Source organism: Shinella sp. S4-D37, from assembly GCF_040812195.1.
Lineage (GTDB): Bacteria > Pseudomonadota > Alphaproteobacteria > Rhizobiales > Rhizobiaceae > Shinella.
Map to the genome: position 1 here is coordinate 93,462 of NZ_JBFNXL010000006.1, position 21,394 is coordinate 114,855.

14 protein-coding genes are annotated in these 21,394 nt (G+C 67.1%); 3 read left to right on the forward strand and 11 right to left on the reverse strand.

Translation table 11 applies throughout. From position 1 onward, the window contains the following. Position 1 precedes the first annotated feature (1 nt). Complete coding sequence (locus AB3G45_RS27795) at positions 2-907, forward strand: UTP--glucose-1-phosphate uridylyltransferase (RefSeq protein WP_367833765.1); 906 nt, start codon at positions 2-4, stop codon at positions 905-907. A 78-nt stretch (positions 908-985) separates the two neighbouring features. Next, positions 986-3,340, forward strand: a complete 2,355-nt coding sequence (locus AB3G45_RS27800; protein ID WP_367833766.1) for a polysaccharide biosynthesis tyrosine autokinase — start codon at positions 986-988, stop codon at positions 3,338-3,340. A gap of 149 nt (positions 3,341-3,489) precedes the next feature. On the opposite strand, the gene AB3G45_RS27805 is transcribed toward AB3G45_RS27800, so the two are convergent. The 7 genes from AB3G45_RS27805 to AB3G45_RS27835 form a co-directional block, all read right to left on the reverse strand. Continuing rightward, on the reverse strand, positions 3,490-5,031 hold the full coding sequence (locus AB3G45_RS27805) for a SpoVR family protein (protein WP_367833767.1): 1,542 nt from the start codon (positions 5,029-5,031) through the stop codon (positions 3,490-3,492). Between the two features lie 12 nt (positions 5,032-5,043). Then, the gene (locus AB3G45_RS27810; RefSeq protein ID WP_367833768.1) at positions 5,044-6,360 is read right to left on the reverse strand and encodes a YeaH/YhbH family protein; all 1,317 of its coding nucleotides are present in this window, start codon (positions 6,358-6,360) and stop codon (positions 5,044-5,046) included. A 25-nt stretch (positions 6,361-6,385) separates the two neighbouring features. Then, positions 6,386-8,335, reverse strand: a complete 1,950-nt coding sequence (locus AB3G45_RS27815; RefSeq protein ID WP_367833769.1) for a PrkA family serine protein kinase — start codon at positions 8,333-8,335, stop codon at positions 6,386-6,388. 119 nt (positions 8,336-8,454) lie between these two features. Beyond that, positions 8,455-8,856, reverse strand: a complete 402-nt coding sequence (gene mce, locus AB3G45_RS27820; protein WP_367833770.1) for a methylmalonyl-CoA epimerase — start codon at positions 8,854-8,856, stop codon at positions 8,455-8,457. Between the two features lie 7 nt (positions 8,857-8,863). Then, a complete protein-coding gene (gene scpA, locus AB3G45_RS27825) occupies positions 8,864-11,002 on the reverse strand; it encodes a methylmalonyl-CoA mutase (RefSeq protein WP_367833771.1) in 2,139 nt (712 codons plus the stop codon). A gap of 40 nt (positions 11,003-11,042) precedes the next feature. Beyond that, the gene (locus AB3G45_RS27830) at positions 11,043-13,061 is read right to left on the reverse strand and encodes an acetyl-CoA carboxylase biotin carboxylase subunit (RefSeq protein WP_367833772.1); all 2,019 of its coding nucleotides are present in this window, start codon (positions 13,059-13,061) and stop codon (positions 11,043-11,045) included. 114 nt (positions 13,062-13,175) lie between these two features. Then, a complete protein-coding gene (locus tag AB3G45_RS27835) occupies positions 13,176-14,708 on the reverse strand; it encodes an acyl-CoA carboxylase subunit beta (protein WP_367833773.1) in 1,533 nt (510 codons plus the stop codon). A gap of 118 nt (positions 14,709-14,826) precedes the next feature. Between AB3G45_RS27835 and AB3G45_RS27840 the strand changes: the two genes are divergently transcribed. After that, entirely contained in the window at positions 14,827-16,236 is a 1,410-nt protein-coding gene (locus AB3G45_RS27840; protein WP_367833774.1) for a short-chain fatty acyl-CoA regulator family protein, read from the forward strand. Positions 16,237-16,240: 4 nt separating this feature from the next. Here AB3G45_RS27840 and AB3G45_RS27845 read toward each other — a convergent pair whose 3' ends face one another. From AB3G45_RS27845 to AB3G45_RS27860, 4 genes are all read right to left on the reverse strand, one after another. Next, positions 16,241-16,612 carry a response regulator gene (locus AB3G45_RS27845; protein WP_367833775.1) on the reverse strand — a complete coding sequence of 124 codons (372 nt, stop codon included), beginning with the start codon at positions 16,610-16,612 and terminating at the stop codon, positions 16,241-16,243. After that, entirely contained in the window at positions 16,609-19,344 is a 2,736-nt protein-coding gene (locus tag AB3G45_RS27850) for a response regulator (protein WP_367833776.1), read from the reverse strand. Before AB3G45_RS27850 ends, AB3G45_RS27845 begins: the two co-directional genes overlap by 4 nt. Then, on the reverse strand, positions 19,341-20,093 hold the full coding sequence (locus AB3G45_RS27855; RefSeq protein ID WP_367833777.1) for a DUF3365 domain-containing protein: 753 nt from the start codon (positions 20,091-20,093) through the stop codon (positions 19,341-19,343). Before AB3G45_RS27855 ends, AB3G45_RS27850 begins: the two co-directional genes overlap by 4 nt. Before the next feature lie 284 nt (positions 20,094-20,377). After that, entirely contained in the window at positions 20,378-21,301 is a 924-nt protein-coding gene (locus tag AB3G45_RS27860; protein ID WP_367833778.1) for a PP2C family protein-serine/threonine phosphatase, read from the reverse strand. Positions 21,302-21,394 lie beyond the last annotated feature (93 nt).

The window sequence follows — 21,394 nt, forward strand, 5'->3', positions numbered from 1 at the left end:
CATGGAGCGAACCAAGACCGTCCGAAAGGCCGTCATCCCGGTTGCCGGCAACGGCACCCGCTTCCTGCCGGCCACCAAGGCCATGCCGAAGGAAATGCTGACCATCGTCGATCGCCCAGTCGTGCAATATGCGCTCGACGAGGCGCGCGAGGCCGGCATCGAGCATGTCGTCTTCGTCACCAGCCGCAACAAGCAGGTCATCGAGGACCATTTCGACGACACGCCGGAGCTGATCTCCTCGCTGGAGCGTTCCGGCAAGGAGGCCGCGGTCAGCGAGCTCGGCCGGCTGCTGCCGGCGGCCGGCGCGGTGAGCTTCACCCGCCAGCAGGCCCCGCTCGGCCTTGGCCATGCGGTCTGGTGCGCGCGCGACCTGATCGGCGACGAGCCCTTCGCGCTGCTCTTGCCGGACATGGTGTCCTTCGGCCCGCGCGGCTGCCTGTCCGGCCTGATGGACCTCTATGGCGAGGTCGGCGGCAACGTGGTGGGCGTCGAGCAATGCGCGCCCGAGGACGCCTCGCAATACGGCATCGTCGGCAGGGGCGCGGCCGTGCGCCACGGCTTTGCCGTCACCCACATGGTGGAAAAGCCGGCACCGGGCACGGCGCCCTCCAACCTCTTCCTCAACGGGCGCTACATCCTCCAGCCGGAGGTGTTCGGCCATCTCGCCCGCCAGCAGCGCGGGGCGGGCAACGAGATCCAGCTGACCGACAGCATGCTGAAACTCTCCGCCACGCAGCCCTTCCACGCCCATACCTACGAGGGGCGGACCTATGACTGCGGCTCCAAGCAGGGCTTCATCGAGGCGAATGTCGCCTTCGCGCTGGCCCGCCCGGACCTCGGCGGCGCGCTTTACGAGCCGCTGCGCAATCTCGTGATGGCCCACGGCGGCGGCGTACGCGCCGCCTGACGAAAGCGGATCCCGGACCACCGGGCTCGGGATCCGCATAGGCAGCGACCAAGGAGCCGAAAGGCAGAACGGAGCCCCATGCATCACCGCACCGTGCCGTACGGCAGTCTTTTCCGCAGGGAGCCGGATGCGTCCGACAGCTTCATCGATCTCAACCGGCTGGTGACGATCCTCATGCGCCGGGCGCGGCTGATCGCGCTTTCCGTCGTCGTGGCGCTGGCGCTCGGCGTCCTCTACCTCGTCTTCGCGACGCCGCTCTATACGGCCATGACCCAGATCCTGCTCGACGAGGAGCTGTCGCGCTATGCCGAGGAGGCCGAGACCACGCCGCAGACGAGCCAGCAGGCGGATACGCACCTTGCGAGCGCCATCGAGATCCTGAAATCGGGCCGGCTGGCGCTGCGCGTGGTCGATACGCTCGATCTTTCGCAGAACGAGACGATCCTCAACCCGCCGCAATCGCCCGTCTCTGTCGCCAAGGGCTGGGTGAAGGCGCTCGCCGCCCTCGGCTCGGACGGTCCCGCCCCCTCGGCGGAAGCGGAAGCGGAGGGCCGGCGGCAGAAGGCGGCGGCGATGCTGCAACAGGCCCTCGGCGTCGAGCGCGTCGCGCGCAGCTCCGTCGTCGCGGTCTCCTTCCGCTCGCCCGACCCGCAGCTTTCGGCGACCATCGCCAAGGCCTATGCCGAGGCCTTCTTCGCCGGCCAGCTCGACGCCAATGTCGATGCCAGCGCGCAGGCAAGCGCCTGGCTGGAGGAGCGGCTGGCCGATATCCAGCAGCGCTCGCAGGCCGCGGCGCTGGCGGTGGAGCGTTACCGCAACGAGAACGGCCTGACCGCCGCGCGCGGCGAGCTCATGTCGGAACAGCAGCTCGCCGACCTCAACAGCCAGCTCATCGTGGCGCAGGCCGACGCGGCCAGCGCGTCCGCCCGCTACAACCAGTTCCGCGCCATCGTCGAGGAGGGGCCGGAAAAGGCCGTCGCCAATGCGACGATCCCGGCCCGGCAAGGCGACAATTCCGCCATGCAGGAACTGCGCGGCCGCTACAACGCCGTCGTCAAGCGCGAGGAGGAGATCACCCGCGCCTTCAGCGCCGACCATCCGCAGGCGGCGGCGCTCAGGACCGAGAAGGAAGACGTCGCCCGGCAGATCTACCAGGAACTGCAGCAGCTGACGTCGAGCTACCGCAACGACTACGACGTCGCCCGCGCGCGGGAGGCCTCGCTGCGCGAGAACATCGAGAAGGTCGCCGGCAGCAATGCGGCGGCGAACCGCTCCTTGGTGCAGCTGCGCACGCTGGAACAGCAGGCCGCGGCGCTGAAGACGCTGTCGGACGCCTATCTCGCCCGCTACGAGCAGGCGACGCAGCAGCAGTCCTTCCCCATCGCAAAGGCGCGGGTGATCTCCGATGCCGGCGTGCCGACGGCCGCCTCCAGCCCGAGCAAGACGCTGGTGATGGGCCTGTCGCTGGTGCTCGGCCTGATGGGCGGCGGCGCGCTGACCGTCCTGCAGGAGATGCGCGAGCGCGCCTTCCGCGTCGGCAACGACATCCGCGCCGTGCTGGGGCTGCGCCCGCTCGGCTACCTGCCGCTGGTCGGCGCCCGCAAGGAGCGCGCGCAGCCCGCCCGGCCCGAGGACGGCGGCACGGAGGAGGGCGACGTCATCCCCTTCGAGCGCATGACGCGCATCGTGCTCGACGCGCCGGGCTCGGCCTTCGCCGAGACGCTGCGCCATGCCCGGCTCGCGGCCGACACGATGCTGCACGGGCGCGAGAGCCGCGTGATCGGCATCGTCTCCGCCCTGCCGCAGGAGGGCAAGTCGACCGTCGCGATCAACTTCGCCGCGCTGCTGGCCGCCGGCGGCAAGCGCACCTTGCTGATCGACGCGGACCTGCGCCGGCCGAGCCTCACCGGCATGCTGAAACCCGCCCCGCAGGCGGGCCTCGTGGAGGTGCTGCTCGGCCAGGCCGCCTGGAACCAGGCGATCAAGGTCGACCGCCGCAGCAAGCTCGCCGTGCTGCCGGCCGGCGGCCGGCCGGGCGCGGGCGAGGCCCACCATCCCCACGAGCTGATGGCCTCGGCCGCCATGAAGCGCCTCTTCGACGAACTGCGCCAGACCTTCGACTATATCGTCGTCGATCTCGCGCCGCTCGCCCCGGTCGTCGACGTGAAGACCTTCGAGCCGCTGGCGGACGGCTTCCTCTTCGTGGTGGAATGGGGCAAGACCCCCTCGCCGCTGGTGCGCGACCTGCTTGCCGCCGAAAGCCGCATCGAGGCCAAGGTCGTCGGCGTCGTGCTCAACAAGACGGACATGACGGCGCTGCCCCGCTACAGCGATTTCGGCGCGGCGGAGAAATACCGCAGCCTTTACGACCAGTACTGCACCGACGCCGTCCCGCCGGTGCGGGAGAAGGCGGGGCAATCGCGGAGGGCGTGAAGAGCCTTCCCCACAGGGGTGGGATCGTTGCAAGTGGAACTCGACATTGCCGTTCTCCCCTTCTCCCCGCGGGGAGAAGGGAAGGAAGCACCGGTTTCCTCCACAGGCGATGGCCCTGCCCTTGTGGGAGCTTTACATTCCGACGCCAATCACTCTTCCGTCGCCGAACACTCATAGAGCGAAGCCCCCGTCTCCGCGTCCACGCCGGCAAGGCTGACGTCGTAGCCCCACAGCCGGCGGACATGGGCGAGGGTCGCGTCGCGGTCGCCCTCGTTCAGCAGGATGCCGCTCTTCACCCGGTGGCGCAGCCGAAGCTGCCGGTCGCCTAGGAGGTCGACGTCGACCACCTGGATATCCGGCCGGTTGACGCCGGGATCGTAATTGCGGGCGAGCGCGGCGCGCACGGCCGAATAGCCCCGCTCGTCATGGATGGAGGCGACCTCGCAGAACCGCTCGTCGGCGCGGTCGGTGAGGTGGAACAGGCGGAAGCGGCGCATCAGCGTCGGGCTCAGATATTGCAGGATGAAGGATTCGTCGCGGTGGTTCTCCCAGGCGTCGAGCAGCGTTGCCCGCCAGTCGCCATTGCCGGCGATGGTGGGGAACCAGTCCCGATCCTCGCTCGTCGGCCGGGTGCAGATGCGCTCGATGTCCTGCATCATCGCGAAACCGAGCGCATAGGGATTGAGGCCCGAAAAACGCGGATCGTCGAAATCGGGCTGGAACACCACGTTGGCGTGGCTCGCCAGAAGCTCCAGCATGGCGCCCTCGCTCATCCGGCCCTGGTCGAACAGCCGGTTGATGATGGTATAGTGCACGAAGGTGGCGCAGCCCTCGTTCATCACCTTGGTCTGGCCCTGCGGATAGAAATACTGGGCGATGACGCGCACGATGCGCAGGATCTCGCGCTGCCAGGGCTCCAGGATCAGGCTGTGCTTCTCCAGGAAGTAGAGCAGGTTCTCCTCCGGCAGGTTCAGCGCCTGCTTGCGCTCCAGCGCCTCCTGCTCGGCCGCCTCGATGCCGGCATTGCCGCTCGCCGTCGGCAGGGTGCGCCACAGGTCGCTATAGGTCTGTTCCTCGTATTCCAGCCGCTCGCGCGCCCGCTCCGTCACCTTTTCCGAGGACAGCCGCGGCGGGCGGCGATAGTGGAAGACGCCCTGGTCCATCAGGGCATGGGCGGCGTCGAGGATCTCCTCCACCGCCGCAGGTCCATGCCGCTCCTCGCACTTGGCGACGTATTTCTTGGCGAAATCCATGTAGCCGAGGATGGCGCTGGCATCCGTCCACTGGCGGAACAGGTAGTTGTTCTTGAAGAAATGGTTGTGGCCGAAGGCGGCATGGGCGGTGACGAGCGCCTGCATCGGCATGGTGTTCTCTTCCATGAGATAGGTGATGCAGGGATTGGAATTGATGACGAGCTCGTAGGCGAGGCCGCGATAGCCCTTGCGGTAGAGGTGGCTTTCGAAGACGAAGCGCTTGCCGAAGGACCAGTGCTGGTACATCAGCGGCATGCCGACCGACGAATAGGCGTCCAGCATCTGCTCGGAGGAGATGACCTCGATCTGGTTCGGGTAGACGTCGAGCCCCATCTCGCCGATCGCGATGGCCTCGATCGCGTCATAGGCATGCGACAGGGTCGCGAAATTCCATTCGGAGCCTTCGAACAGCAGGGAGGAAGCCGGTCGTTTCGCCATCCGCCTGCCCCCTCAGCCGCGCACGGAGCGGGGTTGGTGCCGGGCGAAGAGCTTGCGGAAGACGGGGTAGATATCGGCGGGCCGGGAAATGCGCGTCATCTGGAAATTTCCCACCGCCCCGTCGACCGTGCGATAGGCGCGCCACAGCGAGGTGCCGTTGTCCGTCGTGCCGAAGATATCGCTTTCGCGCTCGTCGATGATCTCGACATAGGCGTAGTACTGGCAGAGCTTCATCAGCTCGTCGCGCAAAAGCGCGGCGCAGCGCTCGGAATCGCCGTTGGCATTGTCGCCGTCGGAGGCCTGCGCGGCGTAGATGTTCCAGATATTGGAGGGATAGCGGTCCATGATGATGCGCTGCATCTCCTCCAGCGCGGTCGACACGACCGTGCCCCCGCTCTGCTTGCTGAAGAAGAAGGTCTCCTCGTCCACCTCGTGCGCCTCGTCCGTGTGGCGGATGAAGACGATGTCGATGCGCTCGTAGCGGCGCTTGAGGAAGAGGTGCAGCAGCACGAAGAAGCGTTTCGCCAAGTCCTTCTCGCGCTCGCCCATCGAGGCGGAAACGTCCATCAGGCAGAACATCACCGCGCTCGCATTGGGCAGCGGCTGGCGCTCGTAGCGGTTGAACCGCACGTCGACGGGATCGACATAGGCGATGCGCCGGCGCCGGCGCTCCAGCACCTCCAGCTCCTGGCGAAGCTGCGCGAGCCGGTTGCGCTGCGAAAGCGACAGCCGCTCCTCTCCTTCCAGCGCGGCGATCTCGTCGGCGAGCACCCGGCATTCCCGCTCGCTCGGGCGGCGCAGCGCCATGCGGCGCCCGAAGCTGTTGCGCATGGTGCGCCCGACATTGATGTTGGTGGGCGTGCCGGATGTCGTCAGCCCGGCGCGGTGCGGCTTGTAGGTGACGGTCTCGCGCAGGTTGAGCTTGACGAGGTCGGGAAGCTCCAGGTCCTCGAAGAAGAGGTCCAGCACCTCCTCGCGCGACAGGATGAAGAGGAAATCGTCCGCCGCCTCGCCGCGCCCGGGGCCGCGGCCGTTGCCCCCGCCGCCCGTCTCGGGCTTGCGGATCCGGTCGCCGGGCGAGAAGGTCTGGTTGCCGGGCAGCACATGGTGCCGCTCGCCGCTGGCGCCGGAATGGCGGAAGCTCGGCTCGTCCGCGCCGCGCCGCGGGATCGGCACGCCATGGGCGGCGTCCACGTCGGCGATCCTGTCGGATTTCACCTGGTCGCGGATCGTGCGCTTCAGCTCGTCATGCACGCGCTTGAGGAAGCGCTGGCGATTGCCGAGGCTCCGGTCCTTGGGATTGAGCCGGCGATCGATGAAATTCGGCATGCGCCAGTCCCCCGCTTCGGCATGGTCAGCCGGCCTTGTTGACGCGCATGTACCAGTCGACGAGCCGGCGGACCTGGCGGCCCGTATAGCCGCGCGCCGTCATGCGCTGGACGAATTCGGCGTGCTGCTTCTCGGTCGTGCTGTCCTTCTTCGAGCCGAAGCTGATGACGGGCAGAAGATCCTCCACCTGGCCGAACATGCGCTTCTCGATGACCTCCCGCAGCTTCTCGTAGCTCGTCCATGAGGGGTTGCGCCCGTTGTTGCGGGCGCGGGCGCGCAGGGTGAACTTCACCACCTCGTTGCGGAAGTCCTTGGGATTGGCGATGCCGGCGGGTTTCTCGATCTGCGACAATTCGCTGTCGAGGATCTCGCGGTTGAGGATCTGGCCCGTGTCGGGGTCCTTGAAGTCCTGGTCTTCCAGCCAGGCATCGGCATAGGCGATGTAGCGGTCGAACAGGTTCTGGCCGTATTCGCTGTAGGATTCCAGATACGCCTTCTGGATCTCGTGGCCGATGAACTCGGCATAGCGGGCGGCAAGCTCGGAGCGGATGAAGTCGAGATAGTTCGCCTCGACCTCTTTTGGAAACTGCTCGCGCCGGATCGCCTGTTCGAGGATGTACATGAGGTGCACGGGATCGGCCGCCACCTCCTTGGTGTCGTAGTTGAAGGTCTCCGACAGCACCTTGAAGGCGAAGCGCGTGCTGACGCCCGTCATGCCCTCGTCGATGCCGGCGGCATCGCGGTATTCCTGCAACGACTTCGCCTTGGGGTCGGTGTCCTTCAGGTTCTCGCCGTCATAGACCCGCATCTTCGTGTAGGTCGGCGAGTTCTCGTGCGGGGAAAGGCGCGTGGCGACCGTGAAGCGGCTGAGGTTTTCCAGCACTTCCGGGGCGCAGGGGCTGTCGGCCAGCTCGCTCTCGCGCAGCAGTTTTTCATAGATCAGCCGCTCCTCGGTCACGCGCAGGCAATAGGGCACCTTCACGACGAGGATGCGGTCGAGGAAGGCCTCGTTGTTCTTGTTGTGCTTGAACTGCAGCCATTCGGATTCGTTGGAATGGGCAAGCACGATGCCCTGATAGGGGAAGGCGCCGAAATTCTCCGTGCCGTTGTAGCTGCCCTCCTGCGTGGCGGTGAGCAACGGGTGCAGCACCTTGATCGGCGCCTTGAACATCTCGACGAATTCGAGCAAGCCCTGGGTCGTGCGGTTGAGGCCGCCGCTGTAGGAATAGGCGTCGGGATCGGCCTGGCTGAAATTCTCCAGCTGCCGGATATCCACCTTGCCGACGAGGGCGGAGACGTCCTGGTTGGTCTCGTCGCCCGGCTCCGTCTTGGCGATGGCGATCTGGCGCAGCCGCGAGGGCATCAGCTTGACGACGCTGAACTTGGAGATATCGCCGCCGATCTCGTCCAGCCGCTTGGTCGCCCAGGGCGAGATGAGGCCGGTGAGCCGGCGCTGGGCGATGCCGTACTTGTCCTCCAGGAGTTCGCCCATGCGCTCGCGGGAGAAGAGGCCGAGGGGCGATTCGAAGACCGGGCTGATCGTGCCGTTTATGGCGAGCGTGTAGATCGGCTGCTCTTCCATCAGCTTCTTGAGGCGTTCGGCGAGCGACGACTTGCCGCCGCCGACGGGGCCGAGCAGGTAGAGGATCTGCTTGCGCTCCTCCAGCCCCTGGGAGGCATAGCGGAAATAGCCGACGATGCGTTCGATCGTGTCTTCCATGCCGAAGAAGTCGGCGAAGGCGGGGTAGATCTTGATGGTGCGGTTGGCGAAGACCCGGCCGAGGCGCTCGTCCGCGCTGGTGTCGATCAGCGTCGGCGCGCCGATCGCCGCCACCATGCGCTCGGGCGCGGTGGCATACATGCTCTTGTCGTCGCGGCAGGCGATCAGGTACTCCTGAAGGCTCAGCTCCTCGCGCGCAGTGCTGGCATATGCCTTTGAAAAGAGATCGAAAACGTCGCTGCCAGTGGTTCCCATGGAACCCTCCCGCGGTCGTTAGCCGGGAGTGTCGAATCTCCCGCTTGCAATGTACGCCTCAACGCAATCGACTGCAAATTGTTCCCCCGTCCTTCAAGCGAATGTGTGAGGTCTGCCCGTCAGTTCTCCTCGAATTCGACGAGCGTGCCCTGAAAATCCTTGGGGTGGGCGAAGACGACGGGATTGCCGTGCGCGCCGATCTTCGGCACGCCGCCGCCGAGCAGGCGGATGCCGTTTTCCGTCGCCGTGCTTATGGCCGCGGACAGGTCGTCCACGTCGAAGCAGATGTGGTGGATGCCGCCCGCCGGCTGGCGCTCCAGGAAGGCGGCGATGGGCGAGTCCGGTCCCAGCGGCTCCAGGAGCTCGATCTTGGTGTTCTCCAACTCCACGAAGACGACGCGCACGCCGTGTTCGGGCAGGTCCTGCGGCTCGGTGGTCGCAACGCCGAGGTCGCGGTAGCGTCCGGCGGCCGCGGCGAGATCGGGAACGGCGATGGCGATGTGGTTGACGCGCTTCAGCATGCTGGCCTCACTGGTTCCTGCGGCGGCCTTCGATCAGGTCGAGCACCGTCCGGGCGGCATCGAGCACGTTGGTGCCCGGGCCGAAGACGGCGGCCACGCCGTTCTCCATCAGATAGGAATAGTCCTGCCGCGGGATGACCCCGCCGCACACGACGATGATGTCCTCGCCGCCCTTCGCCTTCAGCGCCTCGGCAAGCTGCGGCATCAGCGTCTTGTGGCCGGCGGCGAGCGAGGAGACGCCGATGACGTCGACGCCCTTCGCCGCGGCCATGGCGGCCGCCTCCTCCGGCGTCTGGAACAGCGGCCCCGCCAGCACCTCGAAGCCGAGGTCGCCGAAGGCCGAGGCGATGACCTTGGCGCCGCGGTCGTGGCCGTCCTGGCCGAGCTTGGCCACCATGACGCGCGGCTTGCGCCCCAGCCGGCCGGCAACCTCGCCGAGGCGGTCGGTCAGGACCGCCAGTTCCGGTTCGCCCTCATAGGCCTTGCCGTAGATGTTGCTGACGACCTTCGGCTCGGCGACATGGCTGCCGAAGACGTCGCGCATGGCATCCGATATTTCGCCGACGGTGGCGCGGGCGCGGGCGCAATCGACCGCCGCCTCCAGGATGTTGCCCTTACCGGTGCGGGCGGTCTCGCCAAGGCGCGCGAGTGCCGCCGCGACCGCTGCGGAATCCCGTCGCCGCCGGATCTGTTCGAGCCGCTTGATCTGCGACGAGCGCACCGCGGTGTTGTCGATCTCCAGCGTATCGATAAGCGCCTCGTCCTCCAGGCGGAACCTGTTGACGCCGACGATCACCTCTTCGCCCTTGTCGACCGCCGCCTGCCGGCGCGTCGCCGCCTCCTCGATCAGCCGCTTGGGCAGGCCGGCATCGACCGCCTTGGTCATGCCGCCCATCGCCTCCACCTCCTCGATCAGCGCCCAGGCCTTTTCCGCCAGTTCGCTGGTGAGGCTTTCGACATAGTAGGAGCCGGCGAGCGGATCGACGACCTTGGTCACGCCCGTCTCGTTCTGCAATATGAGCTGCGTGTTGCGGGCGATGCGGGCGGAAAACTCCGTCGGCAGCGCGATCGCCTCGTCGAGCGCATTGGTGTGCAGCGACTGGGTGCCGCCGAGCGCGGCCGACAGCGCCTCATAGGCGGTGCGGATGACGTTGTTGTAGGGGTCCTGCTCCTGCAGGGAGACGCCGGAGGTCTGGCAATGGGTGCGCAGCATCAGCGAGGACGGCTTCTTCGGCTCGAATTCCTGCATGATGCGCGTCCACAGGAGGCGCGCCGCGCGCAGCTTGGCGGCCTCCATGAAGAAGTTCATGCCGATGGCGAAGAAGAAGGAGAGGCGCCCGGCGAAATCGTCGACGTCGAGCCCCTTGGCAAGCGCGGCGCGGACATATTCGCGCCCGTCGGCCAGCGTGAAGGCCAGTTCCTGCACCAGCGTCGCCCCGGCCTCCTGCATGTGGTAGCCGGAGATCGAGATGGAGTTGAACTTCGGCATCTGCCGCGCGGTATATTCGATGATGTCGGCGATGATCCGCATCGAGGGGGCCGGCGGGTAGATATAGGTGTTGCGGACCATGAACTCCTTGAGGATGTCGTTCTGGATGGTCCCCGACAGCTTTTCGCGCGGGACGCCCTGTTCCTCGCCGGCCACGATGAAGCTGGCGAGGATGGGGATGACGGCGCCGTTCATCGTCATCGACACGGAGATCTTCTCCAGCGGGATGCCGTCGAACAGGATCTTCATGTCCTCGACGCTGTCGATGGCGACGCCCGCCTTGCCGACATCGCCGACGACGCGCGGATGGTCGCTGTCATAGCCGCGATGGGTGGCAAGGTCGAAGGCGACCGACACGCCCTGCTGGCCGGCGGCCAGGTTCTTGCGGTAGAAGGCGTTCGAGGCCTCGGCGGTGGAGAAGCCGGCATATTGCCGGATGGTCCACGGCCGCCCCGCATACATGGTGGCGCGCGGCCCGCGCACGAAGGGCGCGAAACCCGGCAGCGAGGCAAGGTGGTCGATGCCCTCGATATCGGCGGCCGTGTAGAGCGGCTTGACGGCGATGCCCTCGGGCGTCTGCCAGGTCAGCGTCTCGGGCGAGGCCTTCAGCTCCTTTTCGGCCAGCGCCTGCCAGTCGGCGATCGTCTTGTCACTCATCGGACGCCCTCCTGCCGGTTGCGGTCAAGCTCGTTTGCCATCATTCGAACTCCATGATCAGCTCGTCGACCGCAAGGCTGGCGCCCGGTTCGACGGCGACGCGGCTGACGACCGCGCGCTTTTCCGCACGCAGGATGTTCTCCATCTTCATCGCCTCGACGACGGCGAGCGCCTGCCCGGCCTCGACGGTATCGCCCGCCTTGACGCTGACGGAAGTGATGACGCCCGGCATCGGGCAGAGCAGCATCCTCGACATGTCCGGCGGCTGCTTTTCCGGCATCAGCCGGGCGAGCGCGGCGACCCGGCCCGAGCGGACATGGGCCCTGACGTCGATGCCGCGCCAGCGCAGGCGGATGGCCGGGCCGACGAGGTCGACCTTCATGCCGACCGTCCCGCCGGCAATGGTGAAGGTGGCATGGGTGGAGCCCGGCACGAAGCTGCCGGCGACGGGCAGGACGGCGCCGTCGGCAAAGCGCACGCTGGCGCCCTCCACGCCGGTTTCCAGCGTCAGGGCAAGCTCGGTCCTGCCGAAGCGCACGACCCAGTCCTTGCCGATGACGCGGCGGTGGTTGCCGATCGTGCCGGAAATCTGCACGGCGCGGGCCTGCATCACCTGGTTGACCGAGGCGGCGACGGCGGCAAGCACCCGCGCGGCCTCGCCACCCGGCTCGACGCCATGGAAGCCCTCCGGAAATTCCTCCGCGATATAGGCGGTCGTCAGCCGGCCCTCGCGGAACCGCGGCTGCTGCATGACGGCCGACAGGAACGGCAGGTTGTGGCCGACGCCCTCGACCTCGAAACCGTCGAGCGCGCGGGCCATGGCGTCCACCGCCGCAAGCCGGGCCTCCGCCCCCTCGCCCGGGGCCCAGGCGCAGAGCTTGGCGACCATCGGGTCGTAATACATCGAAATCTCGCCGCCCTCGAAGACGCCGGTATCGTTGCGCACGACCGTGCCGTCGGCCGCCTTGCCTTCCGCCGGCGGGCGATAGCGCGTGAGGCGGCCGATCGACGGCAGGAAGTTGCGGTAGGGATCCTCGGCATAGAGGCGGCTTTCGATCGCCCAGCCGTTCAGCCGCACGTCGTCCTGCCCGAAGGTGAGCTTCTCGCCGGCGGCGACGCGGATCATCTGCTCGACGAGGTCGATGCCGGTGATGAGTTCCGTCACCGGATGCTCGACCTGAAGGCGCGTGTTCATTTCGAGGAAGTAGAAATTGCGGCTCCCGTCGACGATGAACTCCACCGTGCCGGCGGAATGGTAGCCGACGGCCCTGGCCAGCGCCACGGCCTGCTCGCCCATGGCCTTGCGCGTTGCCGCGTCGAGGAAGGGCGAGGGCGCCTCCTCGATGACCTTCTGGTTGCGCCGCTGGATCGAGCATTCGCGCTCGCCGAGATAGAGCGTGCTGCCGTGCCTGTCGCCCAGCACCTGGATCTCGATATGGCGCGGCTGCGTGACGAATTTCTCAATGAAGATGCGGTCGTCGCCGAACGAGCTCTTCGCCTCGTTCTTCGAGGACTGGAAGCCCTCGCGCGCCTCCGCGTCGTTCCAGGCGATGCGCATGCCCTTGCCGCCGCCGCCGGCGGACGCCTTGATCATCACGGGATAGCCGATGCGCGAGGCGATCGTCACCGCCTCGTCGGCATCCTCGATCAGGCCCATATGGCCGGGCACCGTGCTGACGCCCGCCTCCGCCGCCAGCTTCTTCGAGGTGATCTTGTCGCCCATCGCCCGGATGGCGCCGACCGGCGGGCCGATGAAGGCGACGCCCTCCTTCTCCAGCGCCTCGGCGAAGGCGGCGTTTTCCGACAGGAAGCCGTAGCCGGGATGGACGGCGTCAGCGCCGGTCTTGCGGATGGCGTCGAGGATGCGGTCGATGACGATGTAGGACTGCGCCGACGGCGCCGGCCCGATATGCACGGCCTCGTCGGCCATGGTCACATGCAGCGCGTTGCGGTCGGCATCGGAATAGACCGCGACGGTGGGGATGGCGAGCCTGCGGGCGGTCTTGATGACGCGGCAGGCGATCTCGCCGCGATTGGCAATCAGGATTTTCTTGAACATCAGGTCTCTTGCCTATCCGCCCGTCATCCCCGGGCTTGACCCGGGGATCCATCGCGGCCACGGGCATCAGATTGTGGATGCCCGGGCCAGGCCCGGGCACGACGGCGGTGAACGTCAGAGCGGGATCGTGTCGTGCTTCTTCCAGCGCGTCTCCACCTGCTTGTTGTTCAGCGCGGCGAAGGCGCGGGCGATGCGCCGGCGCGAGGAATGCGGCATGATCACCTCGTCGATGAAGCCGCGCTCGGCGGCGACGAAGGGATTGGCGAAGCGTTCCTCGTATTCTTTCGTGCGGGCGGCGATCTTCTCCGCGTCGCCGAGTTCCGAGCGGTAGAGGATCTCGGTCGCGCCCTTGGCGCCCATCACGGCGATCTCGGCGGTCGGCCAGGCATAGTTGACGTCGGCGCCGATATGCTTGGAGGCCATGACGTCATAGGCCCCGCCATAGGCCTTGCGGGTGATGAGCGTGACCATCGGGACGGTCGCCTGGCTGTAGGCGAAGAGCAGCTTGGCGCCGTGCTTGATGATGCCGTTATATTCCTGCGCGGTGCCGGGCAGGAAGCCGGGCACGTCGACGAGCGTCAGCAGCGGGATCGAGAAGGCATCGCAGAAGCGCACGAATTTCGCGGCCTTGCGGGCGGAATCGATGTCGAGGCAGCCGGCCAGCACCATCGGCTGGTTGGCGACGACGCCGACCGTGCGACCCTCCAGCCGGATGAAGCCGGTGATGATGTTGCGGGCGAAGGCTTCCTGCAATTCGAAGAAATCGCCCTCGTCGGCCAAAGCCAGGATGAGTTCCTTCATGTCGTAGGGCTTGGTCGAACTTTCCGGCACGAGGCTGTCGAGGCGCATTTCGAGGCGCGCGGGATCGTCGTGGAACGGGCGGACCGGGGGCTTCTCGCGATTGTTGAGCGGCAGGAAATCGAAGAGCAGCCGGACATTCTCCAGCGTCTCGACGTCGTTCTCATAGGCCGCGTCGGCGACCGAGGACTTCTTCGTGTGGGTGCCGGCGCCGCCGAGTTCCTCGGCGGTGACGATCTCGTTGGTGACGGTCTTCACCACGTCCGGGCCGGTCACGAACATGTAGGACGTATCGCGCACCATGAAGATGAAATCGGTCATGGCCGGCGAATAGACGGCGCCGCCCGCGCAGGGACCCATGATGACGGAGATCTGCGGGATGACGCCGGAGGCCTCCGCATTGCGACGGAACACCTCGGCATAGCCGGCGAGCGAAGCGACGCCCTCCTGGATGCGCGCGCCGCCGCTGTCGTTGAGGCCGATGACCGGGGCGCCGTTGCGCACCGCCATGTCCATGATCTTGCAGATCTTCTGGGCATGGGTTTCCGACAGCGAGCCGCCGAGCACGGTGAAATCCTGGCTGAAGACATAGACCTGGCGGCCGTTGATCGTGCCCCAGCCGGTGACGACGCCGTCGCCCGCAAAGGTCTGCCCCGCCATGCCGAAATCGACGGCGCGGTGGGTGACGTACATGTCGTATTCCTCGAAGGAGCCCTCGTCTAGCAGTACCTCGATGCGCTCGCGTGCCGTCAGCTTGCCCTTGCCGTGCTGGGCGTCGATGCGCTTCTGGCCGCCGCCGAGCCTTGCCTCGCTGCGGCGTTGTTCGAGTTGTTCAAGAATGTCGCGCATGAAGGCTCCCACTGTGTCCTATGGCAGTCATACCGGTTCGCACGGATTTGCTGAAGTCTTGATCGGGCGCGAATGTGGAATTATAAATCCGCGAATTGAAACTTGCGAAATTGCGAACATGGCGCTCGGAAAACTGTTCATCGGCCTGAAGGTGCGCGAGCTGCGCGTGGCAAGCCAGCAGACGCAGAGCCAGTTCGCCAAGCGCATCGGCATTTCCACCAGCTACCTCAACCAGATCGAGAACAACCAGCGCCCGGTCTCCGCCGCCGTGCTCTTGCAGCTCGCCGACAAGTTCAATCTCGACATCAGCGAGCTTTCGCGCGGGGAGACCGACCGGCTGCTCTCGGCGCTGAGCGAGGCGCTCGCCGACCCGATCTTCGAGAGTTTCAGCCCTTCCCTCCAGGAACTCAAGTTGATTTCGCAGAACGCCCCGGCGCTCGCCCATGCGCTGGTGCTCGCCCACCAGGCCTATCGCCGCAAGAGCGAGCAGCTGGCGAGCCTCGACCACGACCGCGAGAACGCCCCCGGCCTCGGCGCCACGCCCTACGAGGAGGTGCGCGACTTCTTCCATTTCGTCGACAACTACGTGCACGCGCTCGATGTTCTCGCCGAAACGCTGGCGGCCGGCCTCTACGGCACGGGCTTCGACCGGAAATCGGCCCTCGTAGGCCACCTCAAGGCGCAGTTCGGCATTTCGGTCGCCTTCGCCGAGAGCAATGACAGCCCGCTGCGCCACTACGACCGCGACCGGAAGGTCCTGACGCTCAACCGGCTTTCGGCGAACCCGACGCAGGTCTTCCAGCTCGCCCACCAGGTCTCCCAGCTCCATGCGGCGCGCGAGATCGAGGAGATCGTGCAGCGGGCGAATTTCCGCACGGACGAGGCCAAGGACATCTGTCGCATCGGCCTGCACAACTATTTCGCCGGCGCCCTCGTCATGCCCTACGGCGATTTCCTTTCCGCCGCGCAAAAACTGCGCCACGATATCGAACTGCTCTCCGCCCGCTTCGAAGCCTCGCTGGAACAGGTCTGCCACCGGCTTTCCACGCTGCAGCGGCCGGGCAGCAAGGGCGTGCCGATCTTCTTCGCGCGGATCGACCGCGCCGGCAACATCACCAAGCGGCACAGCGCGACGAAACTGCAATTCGCCCGCTTCGGCGCGGCCTGTCCGCTGTGGAACGCCCACCGGGCCTTCGAGGTGCCGCAGGGCATCATCCGCCAGCTCGCCGAGACGCCCGACGGGGTGCGCTATCTCTGTCTTGCGACGCAGACCTTCAAGGGCACCGGCGGCTTTGCCGCCACGCGCACGGGCTACGTGCTCGCCTTCGGCTGCGAGGTCTCCTATGCCGACCAGTTCGTCTATGCGGACGACCTTGAGATCGGCGAGCGCTCGCGCTTCGAGCCGATCGGCATTTCCTGCCGGCTGTGCGAGCGGAACAACTGTCCGAGCCGCGCCGTGCCGCCGATCCGCGGCCGCCTGCAGGTCGATCCGGACATCCGCGAGACGATCCCCTACCGCCTCGCCTGAGGGATCAGGGCGCGCCGGACAGCAGCTTCTCCATCTTGCCGAGCAGGCGCGGCAGGTCCACCGGCTTGGTGTCGAAGTCGTCGCAGCCGGCCTCGCGCGCCCGCGCCTCGTCGACGCTCATGGCATGGGCGGTGAGCGCGATGATCGGCAGGCCCGCGCCGGCAGGCCCGCTGCGGATGCGGCGCGTCGCCTCGCAGCCGTCGATGCCCGGCAGGCCGATATCCATCAGCACCAGGTCCGGCGCGTCCGTCCCCGCCCGCACCACCGCCTGTTCGCCGTCCTCGGCGAGGATCACCTCGTAGCCCTTGCGCTCCAGCCGGCGGGAGAGCATGTCGCGGTTCATCTCGTTGTCCTCGACCAGCAGGATCCTCGTCATGGCGTCAACTCCCGATCGATCTTGCGCGCGCGCGAGACGATGACCTCGCGCAGCGCCTGCGTCAGTTCCACATGGGCGCCCTTGCCCTTGCCGATGATCTGCGTCGCCCGCGCGCTGAGCAGGTCCCGTTCGGCATTGCTGAGATGCTTGGCGGTGACGACGAGCACCGGCACCGCGTCCCATTCCTCCCGCTCGCGCAGGGCCGCGAGGAATTCGAAGCCGTTCATTTCCGGCATCTGCAGATCGAGGAGGATGGCGACCGGCGGCGGATTGGCGGCCAGCCACGCCATGCCCTGGCGCCCGTTCTCCGTCAGCGCCACGCTGCGCCCGAGCCGTTCGACGGTGCGCTGCATCAGCAGCCGCGTCGCCGGGTCGTCCTCCACCACCAGCACCGTGCCGCCCTGGCTGCCGCCGGTCAGCCGCGCGATGAAATCGCTGAGTTCCCCGCGGTCGACGGGTTTTGCCAGCATGGCGGCCGCGCCGAGCGTGAAGCCGAGCGCCTTCTCGTTGCTGATGGAGACGATGACGACGGGGATGGCGGCGAGCTCCGGATCGGATTTCAGCGCGACGAGCACCGACCAGCCGTCCATCTGCGGCATCAGGATATCGAGCGTGATGGCGGCGGGGCGGTGCTTGCGCGCCATTTCCAGCGCCTGTTCGCCCGTGCCGGCATAAAGCACCCGGTAGCCGTCGCGCTTGAGATGCGAGCCGATGATGTTCATCGACGCCTCGTCGTCGTCGACGACGAGGATCGCGGGCCGTTCGCCCTGTTCCGGCTTGCCGGCAAGGCCTGCCTCCGCGCCGGCGGGGCCTTCGTCGTCCGCCGCGTCCTCGTCCGGATCGGGCAGGATGAAGGTGAAGCGCGAGCCCTCGCCCGGCCGGCTCTCCACCGTCAGGTCGCCGCCGAGCATGAGGGCGAAGCTGCGGCTGATGGCAAGGCCGAGGCCGGTGCCGCCGAACTTGCGCGAGGTCGAGCTGTCGGCCTGGGAAAACGCCTGGAAGAGGCGGCCGAGCTGTTCCTCGTTCATGCCGATGCCGGTGTCGCGCACGGTCAGCGACAGGAGCCGGTCGGCGCCCGCGCCCTCGCGCGCCACGGTGAGGGTGACCGTCCCCTTCTCGGTGAACTTGCTGGCATTGCTGAGAAGGTTGAGCAGGGCCTGCTTGACCTTGGTGACGTCGGTCTCGATCGTGCCGATATCGGCCGGGCACTCGACCACGAACGCATTGTCGTTCTTGGCGGCGAGCGGGCGGATCAGCGCGGCGACGTCCTGCATCAGGGCGCCGATGTCGAAGCGCTCGCGATAGACCTCCATGCGCCCCGCCTCGATCTTCGACAGGTCGAGAATGCCGTTGATGAGGCCGAGCAGGTGGTTGCCGGCGCTCTCGATCTTCTTCAGGTCCGGCAGGAAATCCGCCTGGCCGGTATCCTCCGCGTCCTCCTGGAGGATCTGCGCATAGCCGATGATGGCGTTCAGCGGCGTGCGCAATTCGTGGCTCATATTGGCCAGGAACTCGGACTTCACCTGCGTGGCACGCTGCGCCTCGTCGCGCGCCAGTTCCAGCTCCTGCTGGCGCTGGCGCAGCTCGGTGATGTCGACATAGACGATGGTGAAGCCGCCCTCATGGGTGCGGCGCTCGCTGATCTGCATCCAGCGCCCGTCGCGGAACGGGGTGACGCGGGTGGCGCTGTGGTCGTGCGAGGCGATCCGGGCGGCGAACCATTCGTCGAAGGGCTTGTCGAGTTCGACGACATGGCGCCCGCCCGCCTCGATGACGTCGCGGAAGGTCGAGGTGCCGGGCACCATCTCGTCATGCACGGGGTGCATGTCGCGGAAACGCTGGTTGACGATCAGCAGCCGCTCGTCGGGCCCGTAGAGCGTAAAACCTTCCGCGATGCTCTCGATGGCGTCGACGAGGGTGCGGCGCTGGTGCTCGGCCTCCTCGGTCAGCCGCGCGCGCTCCGCCTGGCCTTCCTTCAGAAGCTGGAGGGCGGCGCTCACCTTGCCGAGTTCGTCGGCGGCGGCCTCGGGCACCACGACATCCGCGTCGCCCGCCGTCAGGCCGCGCACGGCCGCGACGATCTCGCCGAGCGGCTTGAGGATCGAGCCGAGGATGACGATGGTCAGCACCGCGCCGACGATGACGGCGGCGATCGAGAGCAGCGAGGCGACATTGGCCGCCCGCTCGAACTGCCTGAGGATGTTCGCCCGCGCGGCGGCGGCCTGCTGCGAAAGCTCGCCGTGCAGCGCCGTCAACTGCTCGTCCACGCTGATGCCGGAGCGCCGCGCCTCGGCGAAATGGGTGTTGCCGATGACGCGCTGGTCGTCGGTATAGGCATCGACCGCCTGGGTCGCGAGCGCGTCGAAGCGGGCGACCTCCTTGCGGATCGCCTCGGCCTCGGCCGGGCGATGCTCGGCCAGCCGGTCGAGCCGTTCGCCAAGCCGCGTGCGGGCCTCGCCGGCGCGGGTCTCGGCCAGCGTCAAGAGGCTGACGGAAAGGTCGGCCTGCCAGTAGCGCAGGCCGTTGAAGGCGGCGCGCACGTCGTCCGACAGGGCGATGATCTCGGCGATGCGGTTGGCCTCCTCGCCCGATTCCAACGCCGCGGAAAGCTCGCTGCGGGTGAAGAGGCTGCTGCCGATGGTCGCAAAAAGCAGCACCGCCGCCAGGAGGACCAGCCGCACCCGGATCGACAGGCGCCGCAGCGAGAGGAACGACGGGGACGAACGGCTCATTGCGGGATGAGCCCGATGCTGATGACCCCGCCGAGATCGCCCTCATGGGCGCCTTCCTTGGGATAGCCGGTCACGTCGAGTTCGCCGGCCGGGTCGCCGTGACAGGTGAGACACGACGGCACGTAATATTCCGGCACCATGACGCGCGCCCGCTCCCCGCCCGCCTCCGACACCAGGGCCGAGTAGATCTGGCCCTTCGGCCAGTCGGCCTTTTCGAGATAGTCGCGGATCGCCGCGGCCTCGAAGGCGTCCGGCCGGGCCTTGCGGTTGCGGATCAGCACGGGCGGCGCGGTGAACTTCATGCTCGCCTCAGCGCCCACGCGCGCCTCGAAGGCCTCGTTGACGAGGCGCGTGAAGGTGGCGGGGATGAACCCCTTGAAGCCCGTGCCCTTGGCGTTGATCGTCGCCTGGTTGGCGTCCATCACCTCGACCACGGCGTCCATCTGCGCCCGGATGAGCCGGCCCTCGTAGGAGGCCGGATCGATGCTGGCCGGATCGCGGCCCGTCGCCTCCCGGTAATTGGCGATCGCCTTTTCCAGGACGGCCGCGCCCGAAAGGCCCTTGTCGCCGAGCGCGGGATCGTTGATCCGCGCCTGGTTGGTGGAGACGACCGCGCGCGCCGATTGCAGCATGGTCGCGAGGCTGCGGGCGACGGCAAGGTCCGCCGGGTCCGCCTCGGCGGCAAGAGCGCCGCCGGCAAGGGCGGACACCGCCAGCGCGGCAAGGCCGCCTTTCACGAACGCAATCATGCCGCCCTCCCGCACGCCTGCCCAAATCGATGTTACGACGATGGAACGATAGCGAAATTCCGCCCAGCGGCAATCGGCAAATCGATGGGGCGGAAGGCTATCGCCATGGGTTGAAGACCCTCCCGACAAAGGGGGAGAGGCTTAACCTGCGGCACGCTCGCAGGGAAAAGCGTCGGGAAAAGCAGGCAGCCCGCCTTCTCCCCCCTTGCGGGGGAGATGCTGGCAGGCAGAGGGGGTTTCATGAAGCCCGCGCCGCGAACACGATCGCGTGATCGCAAAAGCGTCTAGAAGCGCACTTCCAGCAGCGAGAAATCGTCCGGCAGCGGCCCCTCGCCGTTGAAGGACTTCACCCAGGAAAGGACGTCGCCCGGGCCGCTGGCATGGGCTTCGACATGCGCGGCGAGCGCCTCGACGCTCAGCATGTCCCCGTCCGGCCCGTTGACCTCGAAGGTGCCGTCGCTGATGACGAGCAGCCTGTCGCCCGGGAAGACGCGGGTGACGTCGCTGTCGTAGTCCATGTCCGAGAGCGCGCCGATGGCAACGCCCCCGACGGTGATGAGAAGCTCGCAGGACGGCGCCGCCTCTGGGCGGTTCGGCCCGCGCAGGAGGATCGACGGCGGATGGCCGCCGGTGGCGTAGCGGAGTTCGCCGGTGCTCGCCTTGTAGACGCCGTACCAGATGGTGAAGAACATGTTGTTCTGCTTTTCCATCGGAAACGTGTCGTTGAGCGCCTTCAGCACCGTGGACGGATCGCGGAAATCCGCGCTCGCGAGCGCCGAGGCGCGCAGCACGTTGATGACGGTGACGGAGAGCAGCGCCGCGCCCACGCCATGGCCGCACACGTCCAGCAGGTAGATGGCGAAATGGTCGTCGTCGATCCGGTGATAGCCGAAGGAATCCCCGCCGAGCTCGGTGGAGGGCAGCAGCAGCCAGTCGGTCGCCGGCGCTTCAGTGCGCTTGTCGGGCAGGATGGAGAAGACGTAGCGGCCGGCGTCGTTCAGCTCCTCGTCGAGCCGCGCCTGGGTGCGCTCCAGCAGCAGGTTCTGCTCGGCCAGCTGGTCCTCCACGGCCTCGCCGTGCTCGATCATCGCCTCGTAGAGAAGCTTCAGATCGGCGTATTCTGCCTCAAGTTGTGCGAAATCCTGACGCAGCCGAACGAGGTCCGCGGCATCGCCGTCCGTGAAGGGTGCTGAAGAAGCGGAAGACAAGTTTGACGAATCCTTCATGATTGTATGGAAAGCTCCTCACACGTTCGGAGGGGGCCGCGCAACTACCGATATCATGTCGTGCGTGCCGGTCTC